Genomic DNA, 17,340 nt, shown 5'->3' with positions numbered 1-17,340 from the left:
GCTACACCTGCGTTTCGGGGGTGGTCACGCGAATATCGACGTCGCTCAGCTTGAGCTGGCAGGAGAGCCGGGAGTTAGCCTCGCGGTCGACGGCGGTGCCGTCGAGCATGTCGTCTTCGAGGTCTTCCATTGGAGGGAAGACGCTGTCGGCGCAGACGAAGACGTGGCAGGTGGCGCAGGAGAGGCTGCCGCCGCACTCGGCGACGATGCCGGGAACACCGTTGCGCACGGCGGTCTCCATGACAGAGTCGCCGGCGAATCCCGCGACGGCCGTTTCACTGCCGGCGGCGGATATGTAGGTTACGGAAGGCATTCTTATCTCCTTACAGAAACTGTCGGCCACCGTCGACCACGAGGGTCTGGCCGGTGATGTAGCGGGAGCCGGGGCCGGCCAAAAACAGGGCGGCCCCAACGATGTCGGCGGGCTCACTGGCCCGTTTGATCGAACCGCGGTCGACGCCGTACTCGGCGGCTCCCTCGATCAGGCCGTAGCTGGCCTCGGTGAGGGTGAAGCCGGGAGCGATCGCGTTCACGGTGATATTGCGGTCGCCGAGCTCCTTGGCGAGCACCCGGGTGAGGGCAATCACGCCGCCCTTCGACGCCACGTAGTGCGCCCACTGGGCGGATCCGCTGAGCACGGTCGCGCTCGACAGGTTGATCACCGCGGCTCCGTCGGCCAGGTAGGGGGAACAGGCGCGGGTGACCAGCCACGGGCCCTTGAGGTTCACGGCCATCACGCGATCCCACTCGTCCACGTCGATCTCCTCGAAGGGCGACCGGGTGATGGTGGCGTAGATCGCCGCGTTGTTGATGATGACGTCGATCTTGCCGTCGCTCGCGAAGGCTGAGGCATCCGCTGCGAGCTGGGTGACGGAGCCCAGCTGCGTCACGTTGGCCTGGAGGGCGAGGGCGGTGCCGCCGGCCGCTTCAAGGAGCGCCACGGTCTGCTGCGCGCCCTCCAAGTTGGTGTCAGCGACGACCACCCGGTCGCCCTGGGCTGCGAAGCCCAGGGCAAAGGCACGGCCCAGCCCGCCGGCGGCGCCGGTGATCAGCACCGTTCTCGCGCCCGCACTAGGAACGCGAGTGGCGGGCTGGTCCGTGCGCGGATCAGGCATGGCTGCCTTCGAGTGCGTCTTCCAGCTGGATCGCCGCGTCGCCGGCCAGGCTCAGGTCGTGCGCGTGGTCCTCAGCAACATGATCAAGCACGATGGTCACAGTTCCGTTATTGCCGTCGACACGCAGCCACTGCCCGGTCACGATCTGCGACGAGGCTGTGCCGGTTCCGGTGACGGCCGGCATGCCGTATTCCCGGCAGACGATGGCCGCGTGGCTCATCATGCCGCCGATGTCGGTGACCGTGGCACGAATCTTGCCGAAGATCGGACCCCACGACGGTGCTGTCACGGGGGCGACGAGAATGTCGCCCTCCTGCACCTCGGAGAGCTGGTCCGAGCTGCTAATGACGCGGGCCGGCCCTTCGGCCACACCACTCGAGGCCGCCATACCGCGGAACTCTCCCTCTGGCGCGTCGGAATCGCCGAGCCAGTTCTTGATCTGGTCGCTCGTGATGCCCCAGAGCATGAGGGTGAACGGTTCCGTAATGACGGCCGGCGGGGTGTTGAGGGCTGGCTGCGGGCGCTGCTGCTGCAGGGCATCCACTATGACGCGGCGACGCTCGACCTCCTCGGGCCAGTACGACGGGCCGATCGCGGGTGCGCCGACCGCCCAACCGGTGACGTAGTCGAACAGGGCCTCGCGCACCTCGTCGCGGCGGAGGAAGAACATCCCGTCGGCCGTTGGCCAGAAGCCCTGCTCCTGCAGCATCGCTGAGAGCTGGCGGGCCTTGCGCCAGAACACGCCCATGGTCCAGTGCTCGATGTAGAAGTTGTGGTTCTCGACGTAGGGGTAGACCTGGCGGGCCAGGCCGAGCTTGCCCTCGAACGCGGCGAGCTGTTCGGCGGTGAGCAGCTCCGAGTACTCCTCGGTGATGCGGTCGCGCTCGGCGACCAGCTCGGCGACCGGGCGGTCGATGGTCTGGCCAGCCTGCAACCGCCCAATGTAGTCGCTGATGTAGCCGAGCGGAAGTTCGAGGTGGTCCATCCAGTACTTGTCGTGGGCGTAGAAACCGTTGCCGACGGTGAAGTTGAACCACGGGTCCTTGGCCTCGTCGAAGGCGGCGATCCAGGCGGCACCGCCGGTGGCGGCCGCAATGCCAGCGAGGGTCTGTTCCGGGTTCGCGGTGTTGCCGAACAGGCCGGTCAGGCCCAGTTCGATGGCCAGCTTGGCGAGCTTCTTGAGCTCGTCGTCGGGTCGGAACAGTTCCATATCGACGCCCTGCACCATCTTGGCGACGGCCTGGTCGGGAATGCCTGGGAAGACCTCCTTGCAGAAGCTGAAGAAGTCGAGGTAGGCCACATAGCCGAGATTGAGAAACTCGAAGTGGTACTGCCAGGCGCGGTAGGTGAGCGCGATCAGCGCGTCGTACTGGGCGAGCAGGTCGTTGTTCGGGCCGGTGCCCTTGCCGCTCGTGACGTCATCGATGTCGACCTTGTCGGGAAGGGCGTCGAAGTTCAGTGCGCCGAGCTCGTCGATGGTGCCGCGAATCTTGCCCTGCCACTGCTCGAGCAGGGTCTCCCAGTTCTGAAAGTAGTGGCCGGCCCGCGCCATGAACTCGGGCACGCGGGGGGCGATCTCCGCCTCGGGCACGCCCACCGGCGACATGAAGACGTAGCCGTTGTGAATGCGAAACTCAATGCCGTTCGCCGGCGGAATGAGCAGGTGCCGGGTGTTGTACTGGCCGAGGCACGACACGGCGAACTCGAAACCGATGGTCTCGAACGGCTTGGTCACGGTGGGCCAGTGCTGGCTGTCGCAGAACCAGAACTTGGCCTCTTCGACCTCGCGGCGGTTCTCTTGGAACACCAGGTTGTAGGCGTACAGCTCTTTCCAGCCCTCGGCGCCCTGGGCCGGGGCCTGGTCATAGGGGCTGGGAAATGACTTCTCTGTCATAAGAAAACCGTTCTCGAAGGTGGTGCGCGGGTGAAATGACTTTCCAAGCGGATGGCGCAGGTCGGGTTTATATCGTTGGTTTGCCGGCCTGCACCAGAAGTGATCGGGTGATGCTCTCGATGCCGTACCCGGCGGTGGAGGCGACGGCAACGGCATCCGTTCGCGTATCTGAACTGCGCGAAGAATGCACGGTCTCGGGGCGGGACTGCAGCAGCAATAGGTTTTGGCCATCGGGCAGGTCGCGGTCGAGGGCCCACTCGATGTCCTGCGGGCATTTGAAGTGCTTCTCGGCCTTCTTGGCGATGGTCGCGATGGCGGTGATCTCGGTCTCGCTGATCGAGAGCACCCCGCGGCGAGCGGCCGACACCTCGAGTTCGACCAGTGCCCCGTTGGCCGCATCGGGCACGAGCTCGGCGTGCTTATCGCCGATCACGCGCTTGACGACCATGAGCATGATCTTGTCGACGGTGACGTTGTCGGGGGTGACCAGGCCGGAGACGACCAATTCGCCGAGGCCGTAGGAGGCCTCCATGACGATCTTGGAGCGGTCGCCGGTGGTCGGATCCATGGTGATGGCGACGCCGGCAGCGCGGGCATTGACCATCTTCTGCACGGCGACGGCCATGGAGAGGCCCTCGCCCGGGATGTTGTTCTTGAGCCGGTAGGTGATCGCGCGGGAGGTGAACAGTGAGGCCCAGCAGCGACGGATGTGCTCGGTGACGTCGTCGATACCGTTCAGCCATAGATAGGTGTCCTGCTGGCCGGCGAAGCTCGCGTCTGGCAGGTCCTCGGCGGTCGCGGAGGAGCGCACGGCCACCGGAACCGGTTCGCTGAACCGCGCCTGAAGTGCGTGGTAGGCGGCAACGAAGTCGGCGCGCACGGCGGCGGGCACCGGGCGGCTCTCGATCTCGTAGCGCAGCTGGGCCGAGACCCGATCGACCTCGGCCACGTCGTCGGCGTCGAGGCTGGCCAGCATCGAGTGGATGTCCTGTTCGATCCCGGCGGCGGCGATGAACGCGTCGTAGGAGGCGGTGGTGATGGCGAAGCCGGGCGGCACCGGCATGCCGGCCTGGGTGAGGGCGACCAGCGAGGCGCACTTGCCGCCGAGCAGGTCGTGGCGGGGAGCATCCGTGCCGTCGAAAAACTGAATGTACGGTGTGGTGGTCATTTATTTTCTCCCCAGGTGACGGGCACCGAGGTGGGCGCCCTGAACGACAGGTTGTCTCCGAACTCGATCTTTTCGGCGTCGATCAGGCGCAGCCCCGGTGCCGCTTTGAGGGTCTCTTCGACGACGATTTTGTCTTGCATCTTGGCGAGCATGTTGCCGAGGCAGTAGTGGATGCCAAAGCCGAACGACAGGTGGTTGCGGGCATTGACCCGGTTGATGTCGAAGGTTTCTGGCTGCTCGAAGGTGCCGGGGTCGCGGTTGGCCGAGCCCATCAGCAAGAGGATGTTCGACCCGGCCGGAATCTTTACGCCGCCGATCTCGGTGTCTTCGAGTGCCTTGCGCCGCCAGCCGACGATGCTCGGGGAGAAGCGCAGCGTCTCGTCGATCGCGGTCGGGATGCGGCTCGGGTCGTCGATCAGCTTCTGCCACTCGGCGGGGTGGGCGAGCAGTTCGCGGATGGTATTCGAGATCAGTGTTGTCGTGGTCTCGTGGCCGGCAAAGAGCAGGCTGTAACAGACCGAGGCGATCTCGTGGTCGGAGATCTCGGAGCCGGTGGACTGCGCCTGCACGAGGTCGAAGACGAGGTTGTCGCCGTTTTCGTTGTTCTCGAGTTGGTCGTGGGCGTTCTTCACGAGGCGCAGGCACTCGGTCCAGTAGTCCACGAGGTTGTGCGCGTGCGGAATTTGCTCGTCGTCCGTCAGGTCGCCCCAGGTCATGGCGGCGCGGGAGTCGGACCACTTCTTGTAGGTCGCGACCATCTCGGGGCCGACGCCGAGCAGTCCGAGGATGGTGATGGTGGGGATGTCCACCGCGACGTCTTTGAGGAAGTCGCCGCGGGCATCCGGGTGAGACAGCATTTGCGTGAGCAGGCGTGCCGTGTTCTCGCGAATGGTGGGTTCGAGCTTCTTGTAGCGGCGCGGCGTGAATTCCTTCTGCACGATGGCGCGCAAGCGGGTGTGCTCCGGGGGGATGCGGGCACTCAGGCCGGAGTAGGCGGTGAAGCCGCCATCGTTCATGATCGTGGTGGCCGCTGCGCCGCGGGGCCGCACCGGGGCCTGGGCATTCTCGCTGCTGAAGACCTGCCAGTTGTCGAAGGTGGCCTTGACGTCGTCGTAGCGGGACACGATGAAGTAGCCGAGCTCCTCATCGAACATGACCGGTTCGTTCTCGCGCAGGGCGGCGTAGGAGGGGAACGGGTCAGTCATCGCGAAGGGGGCATAGCCGTGGTTCTTCGTTGGGACACCGTGTTCTGAGGCACCGTGCGCGACCGGGCATTGGCCGGTCGCGGCGGCCGGATGGGCGAGGGCGAATTGCGCGGTCACGATGGCTCCTTGGTTTGCTTTTCTCAACTTTGAGGTCGACGAGATCTATCTAAGACGCGGCGGTAGCTTCGATCACCGGAGTGTCCCACTGGATGGAAGTGGCTTCACGGCTGAGTGGGTTTCGCCACGCTGGCCGGCAGGCGCAGGGTGGCCGGTGGCAGGTGCGCGATTCCGGCTTGGATGCGCTGCGCCGTGCCCTGCAGAACCGGCAGGTAGCGCTCCAGCTGGTGCGCCCGCGAGGTGGGCAGCACAATGCCGAGCGCCCCGAAAATCTTGCCCGGCGCCTGAAACACCGGCACCGCGAGCGAGCACGAGCCCTGTCGTACTTCTTCGGAGGCGAGGGCGAAACCGATTTCGCTAATCTTGCCGAGCTCCCGGCGCAGCTCGGCCGGATCGGTCTTGGTCAGCGGCGTGCGGCGCACGAGTTCGCCGTCGAGCACGGCGTTCTGCACCCATTCCTCTTCGAAGGCCAGAATGGCCCGGCCCACCGCGGTGGCGTGCAGCGGCAGACGACCGCCGACCCGGCTGGCCTGCGGCACGCGCCGGCTGCCATAGACCCGGTCGATGTAGAGCACCTCGGCGCCGTCGCGAATGGCGAGGTGTACGGTCTCCTGGGTCAAGCCGAACAGGTCCTGCAGGTAGGGCCGGGCCACATCCCGCAGTTTGCGGCCGGCGTGCTGGCCGAGTTCCCAGAGGCGCAGGCCGATTTGGTAGCGGCCCTGGGCATCCCGCTGCACGGCGCCCCAGGTCTCGAGCTCGCCGAGCAGGCGGTGTGCGGTGCTCTGCGGCAGCCCGCTCTCGCGGCTGATCTCCGATAACGACCGAGCGGATGCGCTGTGTTCGAACGCCGCCAGAATGCTCAGCACCCGGCTGGTCACCGACTGCCCGGGGGCGTTCGTGTGGCCGGCCATGGTGCCTCGTTTCAAGTTTTTTGCGCGCTTTCATCGCGCTGGCAGGCTCACTCTAGTCAGCGGCGCTGTGTGGGCGCGAGGGTCGAAGGTCCCCCGTTCGGGGCTTCGGCTAGGCTGCTGGGTCACTGTGGCGGATTGCGGCACGCGCGCCCGTGCCCGTGCCCTGCCAGCGCTGCGTCGGGTGCGCTGCCCGTGCGACGGGCGCTACTTTTCCCAGGTGGGTTTCTCCGCGGGGGTGGCGGCGCGATTCTGGCCGGCGGGGCGCCAGATTTGGGTGGGGTCGAAGGCGAGGGGTCCGCGGATCCACGGGCGGCCGCCGCGCATCTGAATGTCCCAGCCGGATGTTTCGATACTGCTGTGGGCGGCGTTGCAGAGCAGCACGGCGTTATCGATATCGGTGAGGCCGCCCTGGCTCCACGGTGTGACGTGGTGGGCTTGGGTGAAGTGGGGCGGCACGGTGCAGCCAGGGATGACACAACCACCGTCCCGAGCCGCCAGGGCTCGGCGTTGTGTAGCGGTGAAGAATCGATTGCTGCGGCCGAGGTGCAGGATGGTGCCGGTGTGGCCGAACAGCACGGGCTGGTAGCCGCCGGCGCAGATCAACTCATCGACCTGGCCGGGGCTGAGCGCGCCGTCGATGCCGTCAATCCAGCCGGCGCCGCGGCCGTCGAGGAGGTCGGTGATGTTGATGTGTACGAGCACGGTCGGGGCGGCTCCGCCCATCGTCGGGGTGCCCGGGTGTCGGGCGGCGGCTTCGAATACGGCGCGGAGGATGCCGGCCTGCTTCTCACTACGGGAGCGGATGTCGTCGGGCTGCTGCGGACACGGACTAAGCGCAGCGGGACTGAGCGGGTCGGGCGGGTCGGAGCCCCGTTCGACTCCTGCCTTGCCCGGCACGCAGGCTTCCCCTGCTCGGCCCGACGTGTTCACCGCGGTGCTGGTTCCCTTCGGTGGTGTGCCGCAGTTGTCGTGCCCATCGTGCTCGGTTTCACGGAACTCGACCCGGGCACACGGTGTCACATCGGGCGCCAGGGTGGCGTCGACGACTCGGGCGGTGTCGGGGGAGGGAGTGTCGGTGGCACCGGGGACCGGGTTCGCCGCTGCGGCGGAGAGATACGTGTCGAAGACGTTGCCGATGATGGCCCGGTCCAGGGTGGTGAACCAGCCGTTGAGGCTGTAGCCGCCGTTGGCCAGGGTGCCGAAGGTGAGCCAGCTGCGCCGCTCGGTCGGGGTCTCGCCGGGCGCCGAACCGTCGGGGGCGAGGCGTGCTTTCCAATGGATGCCCTGCTGCCGCAACAACTCCGGCGAGAACGCGATCCCCGCCCCCGGCAGCCCCTCAGTCTCCGGGGTGATCGCACCGGACCCACTCGCGACGAGGGAGCGTTCGACCCGGTCGAGGTCTGGGGCCAGCACCTCGGAGCGGAGCCCGTCGAGCACCTGAACGATCACCCGCGCCTGCTCCACCCCGAGCGCCCCGCCCTGCAGTGCGTCACCGAGAACAGGATAGGTGGCGGTGAGGGGGCGGCCGAGGAGCATCCGCTGGCCGGCTTTCTCACCGAGCGTGGCCCGCTGCCGTACTTCACTGCGGGAGATGCGGGCGAGGGTGCAGACCAGCTCGGCCCCGCTGCGACAGCCCAGCCGCCGCGCCAGTGTCGGCGCCGCCAGCGCTGCCGCACCGCCGGCCACGCTCGAAACCACTGCCGAAGCTGGCGCAGCACTGTCCGGCGTCACGGAATCCGCGCCAGAATTCTCCGCGCCAGAATTCTCCCCGCCAGCATTCCCCGCACCAGCAGTCTCGGCACCGGCATTCCGCGCGCTGGCATTCTGGGTGGCGGCGCTCCGATCAACCCCAGCCTGGGCAACCGCAGCCTGGGCGGCAGCCTGTGCGGCAGCCTGTGCGGCCGCAGCGTCAAAGTACTCGGAGCGGCGCAGTACGTCGGTTGTGGAGAGCACTCGGGCACCGTCGACGACCCGGCCCACGCTCTCCAGTGCGAGCAGCATGCTCAACGACTCTTCATCGCCGAGCAGCCCGAACGACACCCCGTCCAACGCGTCCAGAAGAATGCCCCGTGCCTGTTCGACCGCCTCGATAACGGGGTTCGAACGGGTCTCACTCGGGTTCTCCATGAACATGGGCGCCAGTGCCTCCTTCACGGCAATTCTACCGCAAATCGAACACAAAAACGAGTAAAACTCAGAAGCGCATCGCGGACACACTTCACGAAAACATCCCCGTCGTCCCTTGCAGCGGCGCAGTAGCTAGTGAGTGCGCCGCTGACTACTCGTCACGAATCCTCGTAGTCTCGTAGTCTCGTAGCCTCGTAGCCTCGTGACGCCCTTACGTAATTTCGAAGAAATGATCGATTTCCAGTCCTAAAAGCGCGAGATCAGCAAACGACGGCGCGATACGTGCTCGGGTTACGCCAGCGGATAGGCGAGGGCGCTCTGGCGCACACCGGGGTTCCGTCGGCGGGAACGGATGCTACGCCCACGTCGTTCAAATTTGGCGTGCGCATCCAGCCCGCCGGCCATGGAGCCTCGTTTCGAGTTTTTTCGCGCCGCTTCGGGTGCGAGCAAGCTCACTCTAGTGAGCGGAGGCAGGGCGGCGGGAGGGTCGAAATGCATCGACCACGCCTAATGTGTCGATACCCATTTGCCTCGTCTGTAGTTTAAGGAGTCTGAGTCAAAAGACGAAGTTTCTCGGTACGGGTGCCGTTGCATTCCTTGCACGGTCATTGCTAGGTTGCACGCCCACAGGAGCCGTGGACCAAACCGCTGCCAGCGAGCTGGTCGGCGAAGCCGGTGCGGCGGGAGTCTGCCAGATTGACGGTGGTTCTACTTGGCGCGGTCAATTCATCGCACCGTTCTCTACTACCGGACCCATGACCTCCTTTTCCTCGACCGCACTGCTGACGATGCCGAGTGGGGGCGGAGACATGACGGTGTCTTGCGCCGGAAATACTGCGACCCAGGTACGTCAGGTCGCCATATCGGCGCTCCGATTTGATTCAATCGTGTCGACCCTTTATTTCCCGGCCGCCTGACCCTGGGTCTACCAGCCGCCTCCGCAGGCCGGTTCTTTGCACAGTGAGCTACGCGAGCGGGTAGGCGAGGGCGTTCTGGCGCACGCCCAGGGTGACCCGGTCGCCGACGCGCGGCAGGTCGGGGGCAGCGACGCGGGCGCGCACGACGAGGCCGCCCGGGAGGGTGAAACTCACCAGGGCGTCGTGGCCGGCGTACGCGATGGCTGTGGTGACGGCATCCGTTTTCGAGTCGGCTGCGGGCTCGGCGAGGGTCAACCATTCGGGGCGAAGCAGCACGCGTACGCTCGGTCCGTCGGCGGGAGCGGATGCTGCGCCCACGTCGCTCGGTGCGCCCATCCAGTCCGCCGGGAGCGAGCCGAGCGCGCAGTCGACGCGGCCACCCCGCCAGATGCCGTCGAGCTCGACGGTGTCGCCGACGAACCCGGCGACCCAGGGGTCGACCGGGCGTTCGTAGACATCCGCTGGGGTGCCGAACTGCAAAATCTCGCCGCCGCGCATGACGGCCACGAAGTCGGCGAGCGAGAGCGCCTCTTCCTGGTCGTGGGTCACGAGCAGGCTCGTGTTGTGCTGGGCATGCAGCAGGGCCGCGACCTCGGTGCGCAGGGCCGAACGCAACAGCGGGTCGAGGGCCGCAAACGGTTCGTCGAGCAGCATGAGGTCGGGGCGGGGGGCCAGCGCTCGGGCCAGCGACACGCGTTGGGCCTGACCGCCGGAGAGCTGCGAGGGGGCACGGTCTACCAGGTCGGACAGGCCGACCAGGCTGGCGAGCTCAACGATGCGAGCGGCGCGGCTGTATTGGCGGCTGCGGTCGGGAGTGATCGGCGCCGGCGCGAGGTGGGTGTGCCCCGGTGTACCGGAGGCGGGGCCGCGCCCCGGCGCAGCAGGGACGGAACCCGGCCCGCCGATGAGCGGGCGGACGGGCGACGACGCCGGCCTTGCCCGGTTCGCACGCCCGCGCCGGGTGAAACCGGCGAACAGCCCGGCGACTCCCCCGGGAGCCTCGCCGGGTTCGCAATACAGGTCGTCGCTCTGCTTGGTGCGGGGCAGTCCGAAGCCGATGTTCTCGCCCACCGTGAGGTGCGGAAACAGCGAGGCGTCCTGCGGAACCCAACCCATTCCGCGTTTCTCCGGCGCGCGCTGCACGCCGGGGCCGGTGACGAGGCGTCCGCCTACCGTGATGGTGCCGGCGGTGACCGGCAACAAACCGGCGACCGCGCGCAGGAGGGTGGTCTTGCCGCATCCGCTCGGGCCGAGAACGGCGACGAGACTGCCGCGCGGTATGCGCAAACTGACGTCGTCGAGCACCCGCGTGTCACCGTAGGCGACGCGCAGCCCGTCGATCGCAACCCAGCCCATCAGTTCTCCCTTGCCGTACCGCGGATGCCGGAAAGCAGCATCGCGGGCACCATCGCCACGAGCACGAGCGCCGCCGCGTAGGGCGCTGCAGCGCCGAACTCGAACAGGGCCGTGCGACTCCACAACTCGGTGGCGAGCGTGGACACGCCCGTCGGCCGCAGCAGCAGCGTCGCTGGCAATTCTTTCATGGCCGAGATAGCCACGAGCAGTGCACCGATCGCGATGCCGGGCAGCGCGAGGCGCGCGGTCACCCGCCACCAGGTCTGAAAGGGCGAGAGGCCGAGCATGCGCGACACGTCGCCGAGGCTCGCGGGCACCGCCGCGATCCCACTGCGCATGCTGCCGATGGCGCGCGGCATGAACAGAACGACGTAGGCGAAGACCAGCACAACGGAGGTTTGGTAGAACATTGGAACCGCGGCGAGCGCGAAGAACACGAGGGACAGGCCAACGACAATGCCGGGCAGGGCGTGGCCGAGAAAGCCGACGGCCTCGATCACGGCCACCAGGCGCCCCTGGTAACGGGCGGCGAGCGCGGCGATCGGCAGCGCGACGAACACGGCCACCACGGCGGCGGCGAGGGCGAGCCCCAGGGTCGCTCCGATGGCTTCGACCAGTCGTGGAACGTCGATGGCGCGCAGGGTTTCGGCTTCGAGCAGGCGGCTGAGCAAGCCGACCACCGGAACCACCACCCCGGCGATCGGTGCGGCGAGCAGCACCGCGGCGAAGAGCGGGCCCGTCTTGCCGGGGGCTCTGGCCGGCATGGTGCTGCGCCCGGGAATGCCGCCGACCTGACGGCGGCTGCGGCGTTCGCCGGCCACGACCACGAGCGCGAGCACGACAAGCACGAGGGCGAGCAGCGCGGCCTGGTTGCGGTCGAAACTCGCGCCGTAGGCGGCGTTGATTCCCCAGGTGAGCGTCTGAAACCGCAGCATCGAGACGAGTCCGAAGTCGCTCAGCGAGTAGAGGCAGACGAGCAGCGCCCCGGCGATCGCGGCCGGGCGAATCTGCGGCCAGGTCGCGGCCGCGAAGGCACGCAGCGGGCCGCGACCGAGCGTGCGGGCCACTGATTCCAGATCAGCGGATGCCCCGCGCAGCGCCGCCGCGACCGGCAGCGTCACGTAGGGGGTACAGACCATGGTCATGACGAACCAGCTGGCCCAGAACCCGTTGAGGTGCGGAAACCAGACCAGCCAGCCGTAGGCAGCCAGGTAACTCGGCACCGCGAGCGGCAGCGCCGAGGCCAGCAGCAGCGTGCGCTGAAACGGCAAGCGGATGCGCGTGAGAATCCAGGCGCAGATCGTGCCGAGCACGAGGCACGACAGGGTGACGGCCGCGGCGAGCAGCACCGTGTTGACCGTGAGCTGTAGCACCCTGGGGCGCACCAGGGTGTCGAGGACGTCCGTGAGCCCCGCCTCAGTCGTGCGCACGACCAGGTAGACCAGCGGGATGGCAGCAGTCGCGGCGCACAGTGCGGCGAGCGCCAGCAGCCAGGGCGGCGCGCCGAAGTGGTACCGGGCGGGCGGGCGCGGCACGGCGGTTTCGGGCGGTGGAATGAGCAGCTCGGTCATGTGAGCGGCCCTGCGGGACGCGCGCTGAGCGGGGTGGGGGCATCCGCTGTGATGAGCAGTTGAGAGAAGGCGCTGGAGGGTAGGGCGCGGCTGCCGACCTGAGCCCGCACCCGCGCCTTCACTACTTCAATGCTAGATCAGGCCGTGCTTGCCGAGCAGGGCCTGGGTGTCTTCGAGGGTGTCGAGGTCGGCCAGATCGAGGTCGGGGTTGACCAGCGAGTCGAGCGCCGGCAGTCCGGCCGGGGCGTCGATGCCGGTGATCAGGGGGTACTCGTAGGTCTCGTCGACGAAGTACTGCTGCGCTTTGGCGCCCACGAGGTAGTCGATGAACTCAAGGGCGTCGGCATCGTCTGCTGCGCCGGCAAGCAGGCCGGCGCCGGTGACGTTGACGATGGATCCGGCGTCGCCGGCTTCGGGGTACGACAGCTGGGCGCGCATGTTGGCCTCGCCGGTTTCGGCGGCCTGGGCGAACCAGTAGTAGTGGTTAATGAGTCCGGCCTCGATGACCCCGTCGTTGACGGCGGCAAGGATAGCGCGGTTGTTGTCGAAGATGACCGGGTTGTTGGCGGCAACGGCCTTGACCCACTCGTCGGCGGCCTCTTCACCGTTCAGCACCCGGTAGGCGGTGACGAAGGCCTGGAAGCTCGCGTTGGTCGGCGCGATACCGAACTTTCCGGACCAGGCCGGGTCGGTGAACGCGTCAACGGATGTTGGCACGTCGGTTGCGGCGAGCGCTTCACTGTCGTAGGTGATCACGCGGGCACGGCCGGTGACGCCGACCCAGGTGTCGTCGGTCGAGGTGAAGCCGGCCGGAACGGCATCGGTCGTTGTTGCGGGCAGCGTCGCGAAGAGGCCGGCATTGGCGAGGGCGCCGAGCGCTCCGGCGTCCTGGGCGAGAAAGACCTGGGCGGGGGTGGCGTCGCCCTCTTCGAGCAGGAGTGCGCCGAGCTCGGCGGTGTTGCCGTAACGCACCTCGACGCTGATGCCGCTCTGCTCCTCGAACTGGTCGATGAGCGGCTGGATGAGCGCTTCGTCCCGACCCGAGTACAGGGTGAAGGCGCCGTCTGCGGTGCTTGCCGTCGACTCGGCGGCCTGCGTGCACCCGGCGAGGGCAAGAACGGTGGCGCCGGCAACGAGCGCGGCGACAGAGAGGGGGATGCGCATAGGACTCCAAGGACGGGGTTTTTGAACGACTAAGGTAAGGCTACGCTAAGTCGCTGTGGGGAGCGAATCGGCGGGGTCTTCCGGCGTCATGCGGTCGGGTGCGGGGAGGTCTCGAGGCGGAGCGGTCAGGGATGTCCTGAGACAGAAGCGTTAGCCAGGTCCTGGGCGAGAACCGCCAGGAGTGCACTCGATATGCCGTCTCACGCGAGCCTGATGGGGCAAGCTCTGGCACCTCACCCACGAGCCCAGCCCCCGCGCCAGGGGGCACCAGCCGGGCTCTCGCGCGCCGAGTGCCATTTCTCGTTCTGCGCGCGCTATTCGTTGTAGCGTTAAGACTTCCACCCACCCGCTGTCGAGGCGTCCGCCCGCCGCTTGAGAACCCGTGTGCCCGATGACCTCCTCTGAATTTCCCGTGACCACCACGCGCCCCGCTCTGATCGGCTGGCGCAACGCCGTCTTTGCCGCGTTCTTCGTGGCCGGGCTCGGCCTGGCCAGCTGGATGTCGCGGGTTCCCGCCGTGCGCGACGGCCTCGGGCTCGACACCATTCAGGTCGGCATCCTCATTTTCGGGCTCTCGGCGGGCTCAGTCATCGGGCTACTCATCGCTGCCGGGATGCTCGCTCGCTTCGGCGCCCGCCGGGCCATGCTGGTCAGCGTCTCCCTGTCGGCCACCGGTCTCGTTCTCATGGGCGTCGGCGTCAGCCTCGTACCCTCCGCCCCATTCGTGTTTGCGGCCCTCGCCGTGTTCGGCATCGGCATGGGATCCCTCGACGTCATGATGAACGTCGAGGGCGCAGCGGCCGAGCGCGCCATCGGCCGCACGCTCATGCCGCTCATGCACGCCTGCTTCAGCCTTGGCACGGTGACGGGCGCGCTGGGCGGCGCCGCCGCATCCGCTTGGCAGGTATCGGTGTTCTGGCACCTGCTGGTCATGGCTGTGCTGGTTCTCGGCACGATCGTCGTGGCCGTGCGGTTTCTTCCAGTGAGCGTCGAAAGCACCGATAAAGCGGATGCCCCGCCACGCGCCTGGCGCGAGCGCCTACGGGACAGCCTCGCCGTCTGGCGCGACCGCAAACTGCTGCTGATCGGGGTTATCGTGCTCGGCATGACCTTCGCCGAGGGCTCGGCGAACGACTGGCTCGCCCTCGCCTCGGTCGATGGACACGGCTTCAGCAACACCGACGGGGCGATTGTCTTCGGCGTATTCGTGGCCGCGATGACCGTGGGTCGCGTCATCGGCGGGCCCGTGCTCGACCGGTTCGGCCGTGTTGTCGTGCTGCGCGCCTGCGCGGGAATCGGCATTACGGGGCTCGTGCTGTTCATCCTCGCGCCGAACACCCCGCTCGTGTTCGTCGGCACCGTGCTCTGGGGCCTCGGCGCCTCGCTCGGGTTTCCGGTGGGCATGTCCGCGGCCGCAGACGACACCAAAAACGCCGCGGCTCGGGTGAGCGCGGTGGCCATCATCGGCTACTTCGCGTTCCTGGTCGGGCCTCCCGTGCTCGGCCTGCTCGGCGAGTCCTGGGGCATCCTCAATGCCCTCTACCTGATCTTGGTGCTGATGGTGCTGGCGGGGCTGGCGGCCCCGGCCGCCCGGCCGAAGGCATCCGCCCGAGATTGACCGCTCGTCCCCCAAGAAGCCGACTGGCAGCGGCGCGTGCGCGTTGCCAAGCTGGACCGATGGCCCGAAACCCTCACAGTCGAACCCTGATTCTGATCAGCGCCCTTGCGGCAACGATGCTCCTGACGGCGTGCGCGGCGGAGGCCACCCCCGAACTCGCTCCGACCGAAATCGCCCCGACCCACTCGCCCGCCCCCACGCCGGATCCCATCGTCGACATCGGGGCGATGGAGGGTGCCATGGGCACGGTCGAAACGGATGCCGATGGCGTGCTGCGCTACACCGCGGTCGAGGGCGATGTGGGTGGTCTGGTCTGCGAGCGCTTCGGCCGGGCTTACTGGCAGCTGGAATCGAACCTCACCAGTGGCGGATTTAGCTGCAACTCCGTCATCTACGTCGGCGAGATCCTGACGCCGACCAACGACAAGAACCCGTAAACTCGACCGGTGCGCCTTGTAATTGCGAAATGCTCCGTTGACTATGCCGGGCGTCTCAGCGCCCACCTACCGCTGGCCACCCGCCTGCTCATGATCAAGTCGGACGGCAGTGTGCTCGTGCACTCCGACGGCGGCTCCTACAAGCCGCTCAACTGGATGAGCCCGCCTTGCTCGGTCACCATTTCCGAGCCCGACGACGACCAAGCGGATGCCGGAATCACCGCCCTCTGGACGGTCACCCACGCCAAAACCGCCGACCAGCTCATCGTCAGCGTCTACGAGGTGCAGCATGACAGCGCCCACGACCTCGGCATCGACCCCGGCCTGATCAAGGACGGCGCCGAGTCGCACCTGCAGAAGCTGCTGGCCGAGCACATCCATCTGCTCGGCGCGGGTTTCACCTTCGTGCGCCGCGAGTACATGACGGCGATCGGGCCGGTCGATATCCTCGCGCAAGACGCCGCCGGAAGTTCCGTCGCGGTAGAACTGAAGCGCAACGGCGATATCGACGGGGTCGAGCAGCTTACCCGTTACCTCGAGCTGATGAACCGCGACCCGCACCTGGCGCCTGTGACCGGGGTGTTCGCCGCGCAAACAATCAAGCCGCAGGCCCGCAAGCTGGCCGAGGATCGCGGCATCCGCTGCCTTCTGCTGGATTACGACGCCATGCGCGGCCTCGACGACACGGCCTCGAAGCTCTTCTAGGGCAGCGGCCGCCCGCGCGCCGCGATATACAGCGCGAACCATTCGTCGCGGGTCATCGCCGCAGCCTGCGCGGCGGCATCACCGCAGGCGCGAATGCGCGCCGGGTCGCTCGATCCGAGCACCGGGTCGATGTGCGCCGGGTGCCGCACTTCGTCTGGATCGCTATCCGCTCGCGCAGTCCCGGCGAGCGTTTCAGTACCTCGCCGAACGCCGTCTCAGCTTTGCCATGGCGGTAGATGTCGGCGTGGTCGAACACGGTCACGCCGATCGACAGCGCAGCCTCGACCGCGTTTAACCGTGGAAAGGCTGAGCAGAATGGGCAAATGGGGTACATTGCCTCCAGAACACCTAGGCTATGCCGAATGAACGCAACATTGACGCGCACCTGGAGCGCCATTCTCTTCGACCTCGACGGAACCATCACCGATTCCGCCCCGGCGATCACCAGCTCGCTGGCTCGCACTTTCACGCTGCTCGGGCGTCCGGTTCCGTCCGCTGCCGAACTGCTCGCCTACGTCGGACCGCCCATGTTCGACGCCTTCCAGGAATATGCGGGAATGACCGCAGACGAAGCCGTGGAGGCCATCGCGGTCTATCGGGCTGAGTATCACGGCGCTGCTGCCCTCGACACGGCTGTCTTTCCCGGCATCGCCGGTCTACTCGAGCGCATTCACGCGACGGGTATCCCGCTCGCCCTCGCCACCAGCAAGCCCGAGCTGAGTGCCATCGCCATTCTCACGCACTTCGACCTGGCGAAGTATTTCACGGCCACGGTCGGTGCCTCCGCCGATGATACCCGCAGCAAGAAAGCCGACATCGTCGCCGAGGCTCTCGCCCAGCTGGCCGCGACCGGCGTCGACACCAGCGGCGCCGTCATGGTCGGCGACCGCAGCTACGACGCCATCGGCGCCCAGGCCAACGGCATTCCGGCCATTCTGGTGGAATGGGGCTACGGCTCTCCGGCTGAGGCCGAGGCTGCTACGGCGGTCGTGCACTCGACCGACCAGCTCGGCCGGTTGCTGCTCGGCTGACGCA

15 protein-coding genes and 1 pseudogene are annotated in these 17,340 nt (G+C 67.3%); 4 read left to right on the top strand and 12 right to left on the bottom strand.

Features of this window, described 5'->3' with window-relative positions; translation table 11 throughout:
- Position 1: 1 nt before the first annotated feature.
- The 10 genes from BLS91_RS01590 to BLS91_RS01545 all read right to left on the bottom strand — a co-directional run bounded on the left by BLS91_RS01590 (position 2) and on the right by BLS91_RS01545 (position 13,545).
- Positions 2 to 313 (bottom strand): 2Fe-2S iron-sulfur cluster-binding protein, encoded by a 312-nt coding sequence (locus BLS91_RS01590; protein ID WP_092338549.1) that lies wholly within the window; start codon positions 311 to 313, stop codon positions 2 to 4.
- Between the two features lie 10 nt (positions 314 to 323).
- Positions 324 to 1,115, bottom strand: a complete 792-nt coding sequence (locus tag BLS91_RS01585) for an SDR family NAD(P)-dependent oxidoreductase (protein WP_092338547.1) — start codon at positions 1,113 to 1,115, stop codon at positions 324 to 326.
- A complete protein-coding gene (locus tag BLS91_RS01580; protein ID WP_092338545.1) occupies positions 1,108 to 3,009 on the bottom strand; it encodes a PEP-utilizing enzyme in 1,902 nt (633 codons plus the stop codon). Before BLS91_RS01580 ends, BLS91_RS01585 begins: the two co-directional genes overlap by 8 nt.
- 67 nt (positions 3,010 to 3,076) lie before the next feature.
- Positions 3,077 to 4,177: a PEP/pyruvate-binding domain-containing protein gene (locus tag BLS91_RS01575; protein WP_092338543.1), complete on the bottom strand. Its 1,101-nt coding sequence runs from the start codon at positions 4,175 to 4,177 to the stop codon at positions 3,077 to 3,079.
- Positions 4,174 to 5,499, bottom strand: coding sequence for a cytochrome P450 (locus BLS91_RS01570; RefSeq protein ID WP_241983070.1), 1,326 nt, complete (start codon positions 5,497 to 5,499; stop codon positions 4,174 to 4,176). Before BLS91_RS01570 ends, BLS91_RS01575 begins: the two co-directional genes overlap by 4 nt.
- Positions 5,500 to 5,603: 104 nt before the next feature.
- Positions 5,604 to 6,410 carry an IclR family transcriptional regulator gene (locus tag BLS91_RS01565; protein ID WP_092338541.1) on the bottom strand — a complete coding sequence of 269 codons (807 nt, stop codon included), beginning with the start codon at positions 6,408 to 6,410 and terminating at the stop codon, positions 5,604 to 5,606.
- Positions 6,411 to 6,614: 204 nt separating this feature from the next.
- On the bottom strand, positions 6,615 to 8,564 hold the full coding sequence (locus BLS91_RS01560) for an HNH endonuclease signature motif containing protein (RefSeq protein ID WP_092338539.1): 1,950 nt from the start codon (positions 8,562 to 8,564) through the stop codon (positions 6,615 to 6,617).
- A 938-nt stretch (positions 8,565 to 9,502) separates the two neighbouring features.
- On the bottom strand, positions 9,503 to 10,810 hold the full coding sequence (locus BLS91_RS01555; protein WP_092338537.1) for an ABC transporter ATP-binding protein: 1,308 nt from the start codon (positions 10,808 to 10,810) through the stop codon (positions 9,503 to 9,505).
- On the bottom strand, positions 10,810 to 12,381 hold the full coding sequence (locus tag BLS91_RS01550; protein ID WP_092338535.1) for an ABC transporter permease: 1,572 nt from the start codon (positions 12,379 to 12,381) through the stop codon (positions 10,810 to 10,812). The genes BLS91_RS01555 and BLS91_RS01550 overlap by 1 nt, the downstream gene beginning before the upstream one ends.
- Before the next feature lie 132 nt (positions 12,382 to 12,513).
- Positions 12,514 to 13,545, bottom strand: coding sequence for an extracellular solute-binding protein (locus BLS91_RS01545; protein WP_092338533.1), 1,032 nt, complete (start codon positions 13,543 to 13,545; stop codon positions 12,514 to 12,516).
- A 391-nt stretch (positions 13,546 to 13,936) separates the two neighbouring features.
- On the opposite strand from BLS91_RS01545, the gene BLS91_RS01540 reads away from it, so the two are divergent.
- From BLS91_RS01540 to nucS, 3 genes are read left to right on the top strand one after another with little or no spacing between them, the layout of a single operon-like run.
- A complete protein-coding gene (locus tag BLS91_RS01540) occupies positions 13,937 to 15,163 on the top strand; it encodes an MFS transporter (RefSeq protein WP_092338531.1) in 1,227 nt (408 codons plus the stop codon).
- A gap of 59 nt (positions 15,164 to 15,222) precedes the next feature.
- Positions 15,223 to 15,600, top strand: coding sequence for a hypothetical protein (locus tag BLS91_RS01535; protein WP_092338529.1), 378 nt, complete (start codon positions 15,223 to 15,225; stop codon positions 15,598 to 15,600).
- Between the two features lie 9 nt (positions 15,601 to 15,609).
- Entirely contained in the window at positions 15,610 to 16,305 is a 696-nt protein-coding gene (gene nucS / locus BLS91_RS01530; protein ID WP_092338527.1) for an endonuclease NucS, read from the top strand.
- Here the strand turns inward: nucS and BLS91_RS20445 are convergent.
- Entirely contained in the window at positions 16,302 to 16,454 is a 153-nt protein-coding gene (locus BLS91_RS20445) for a hypothetical protein (protein WP_167552405.1), read from the bottom strand. The two genes, nucS and BLS91_RS20445, sit on opposite strands and share 4 nt — an antisense overlap.
- Positions 16,442 to 16,594 (bottom strand): annotated as a pseudogene (locus BLS91_RS20440) (aldo/keto reductase); the annotation flags it as partial. The pseudogene BLS91_RS20440 and the gene BLS91_RS20445, both read right to left, overlap by 13 nt.
- Positions 16,595 to 16,667: 73 nt before the next feature.
- Between BLS91_RS20440 and BLS91_RS01520 the strand changes: the two are divergent.
- Entirely contained in the window at positions 16,668 to 17,336 is a 669-nt protein-coding gene (locus BLS91_RS01520; protein WP_092338525.1) for an HAD hydrolase-like protein, read from the top strand.
- Positions 17,337 to 17,340: the final 4 nt, after the last annotated feature.

This window comes from Cryobacterium flavum (assembly GCF_900103805.1).
GTDB lineage: Bacteria > Actinomycetota > Actinomycetes > Actinomycetales > Microbacteriaceae > Cryobacterium > Cryobacterium flavum.
The sequence above is the reverse complement of the archived record's forward strand: the minus strand, read 5'-3'. Positions and strand labels throughout refer to the sequence as shown.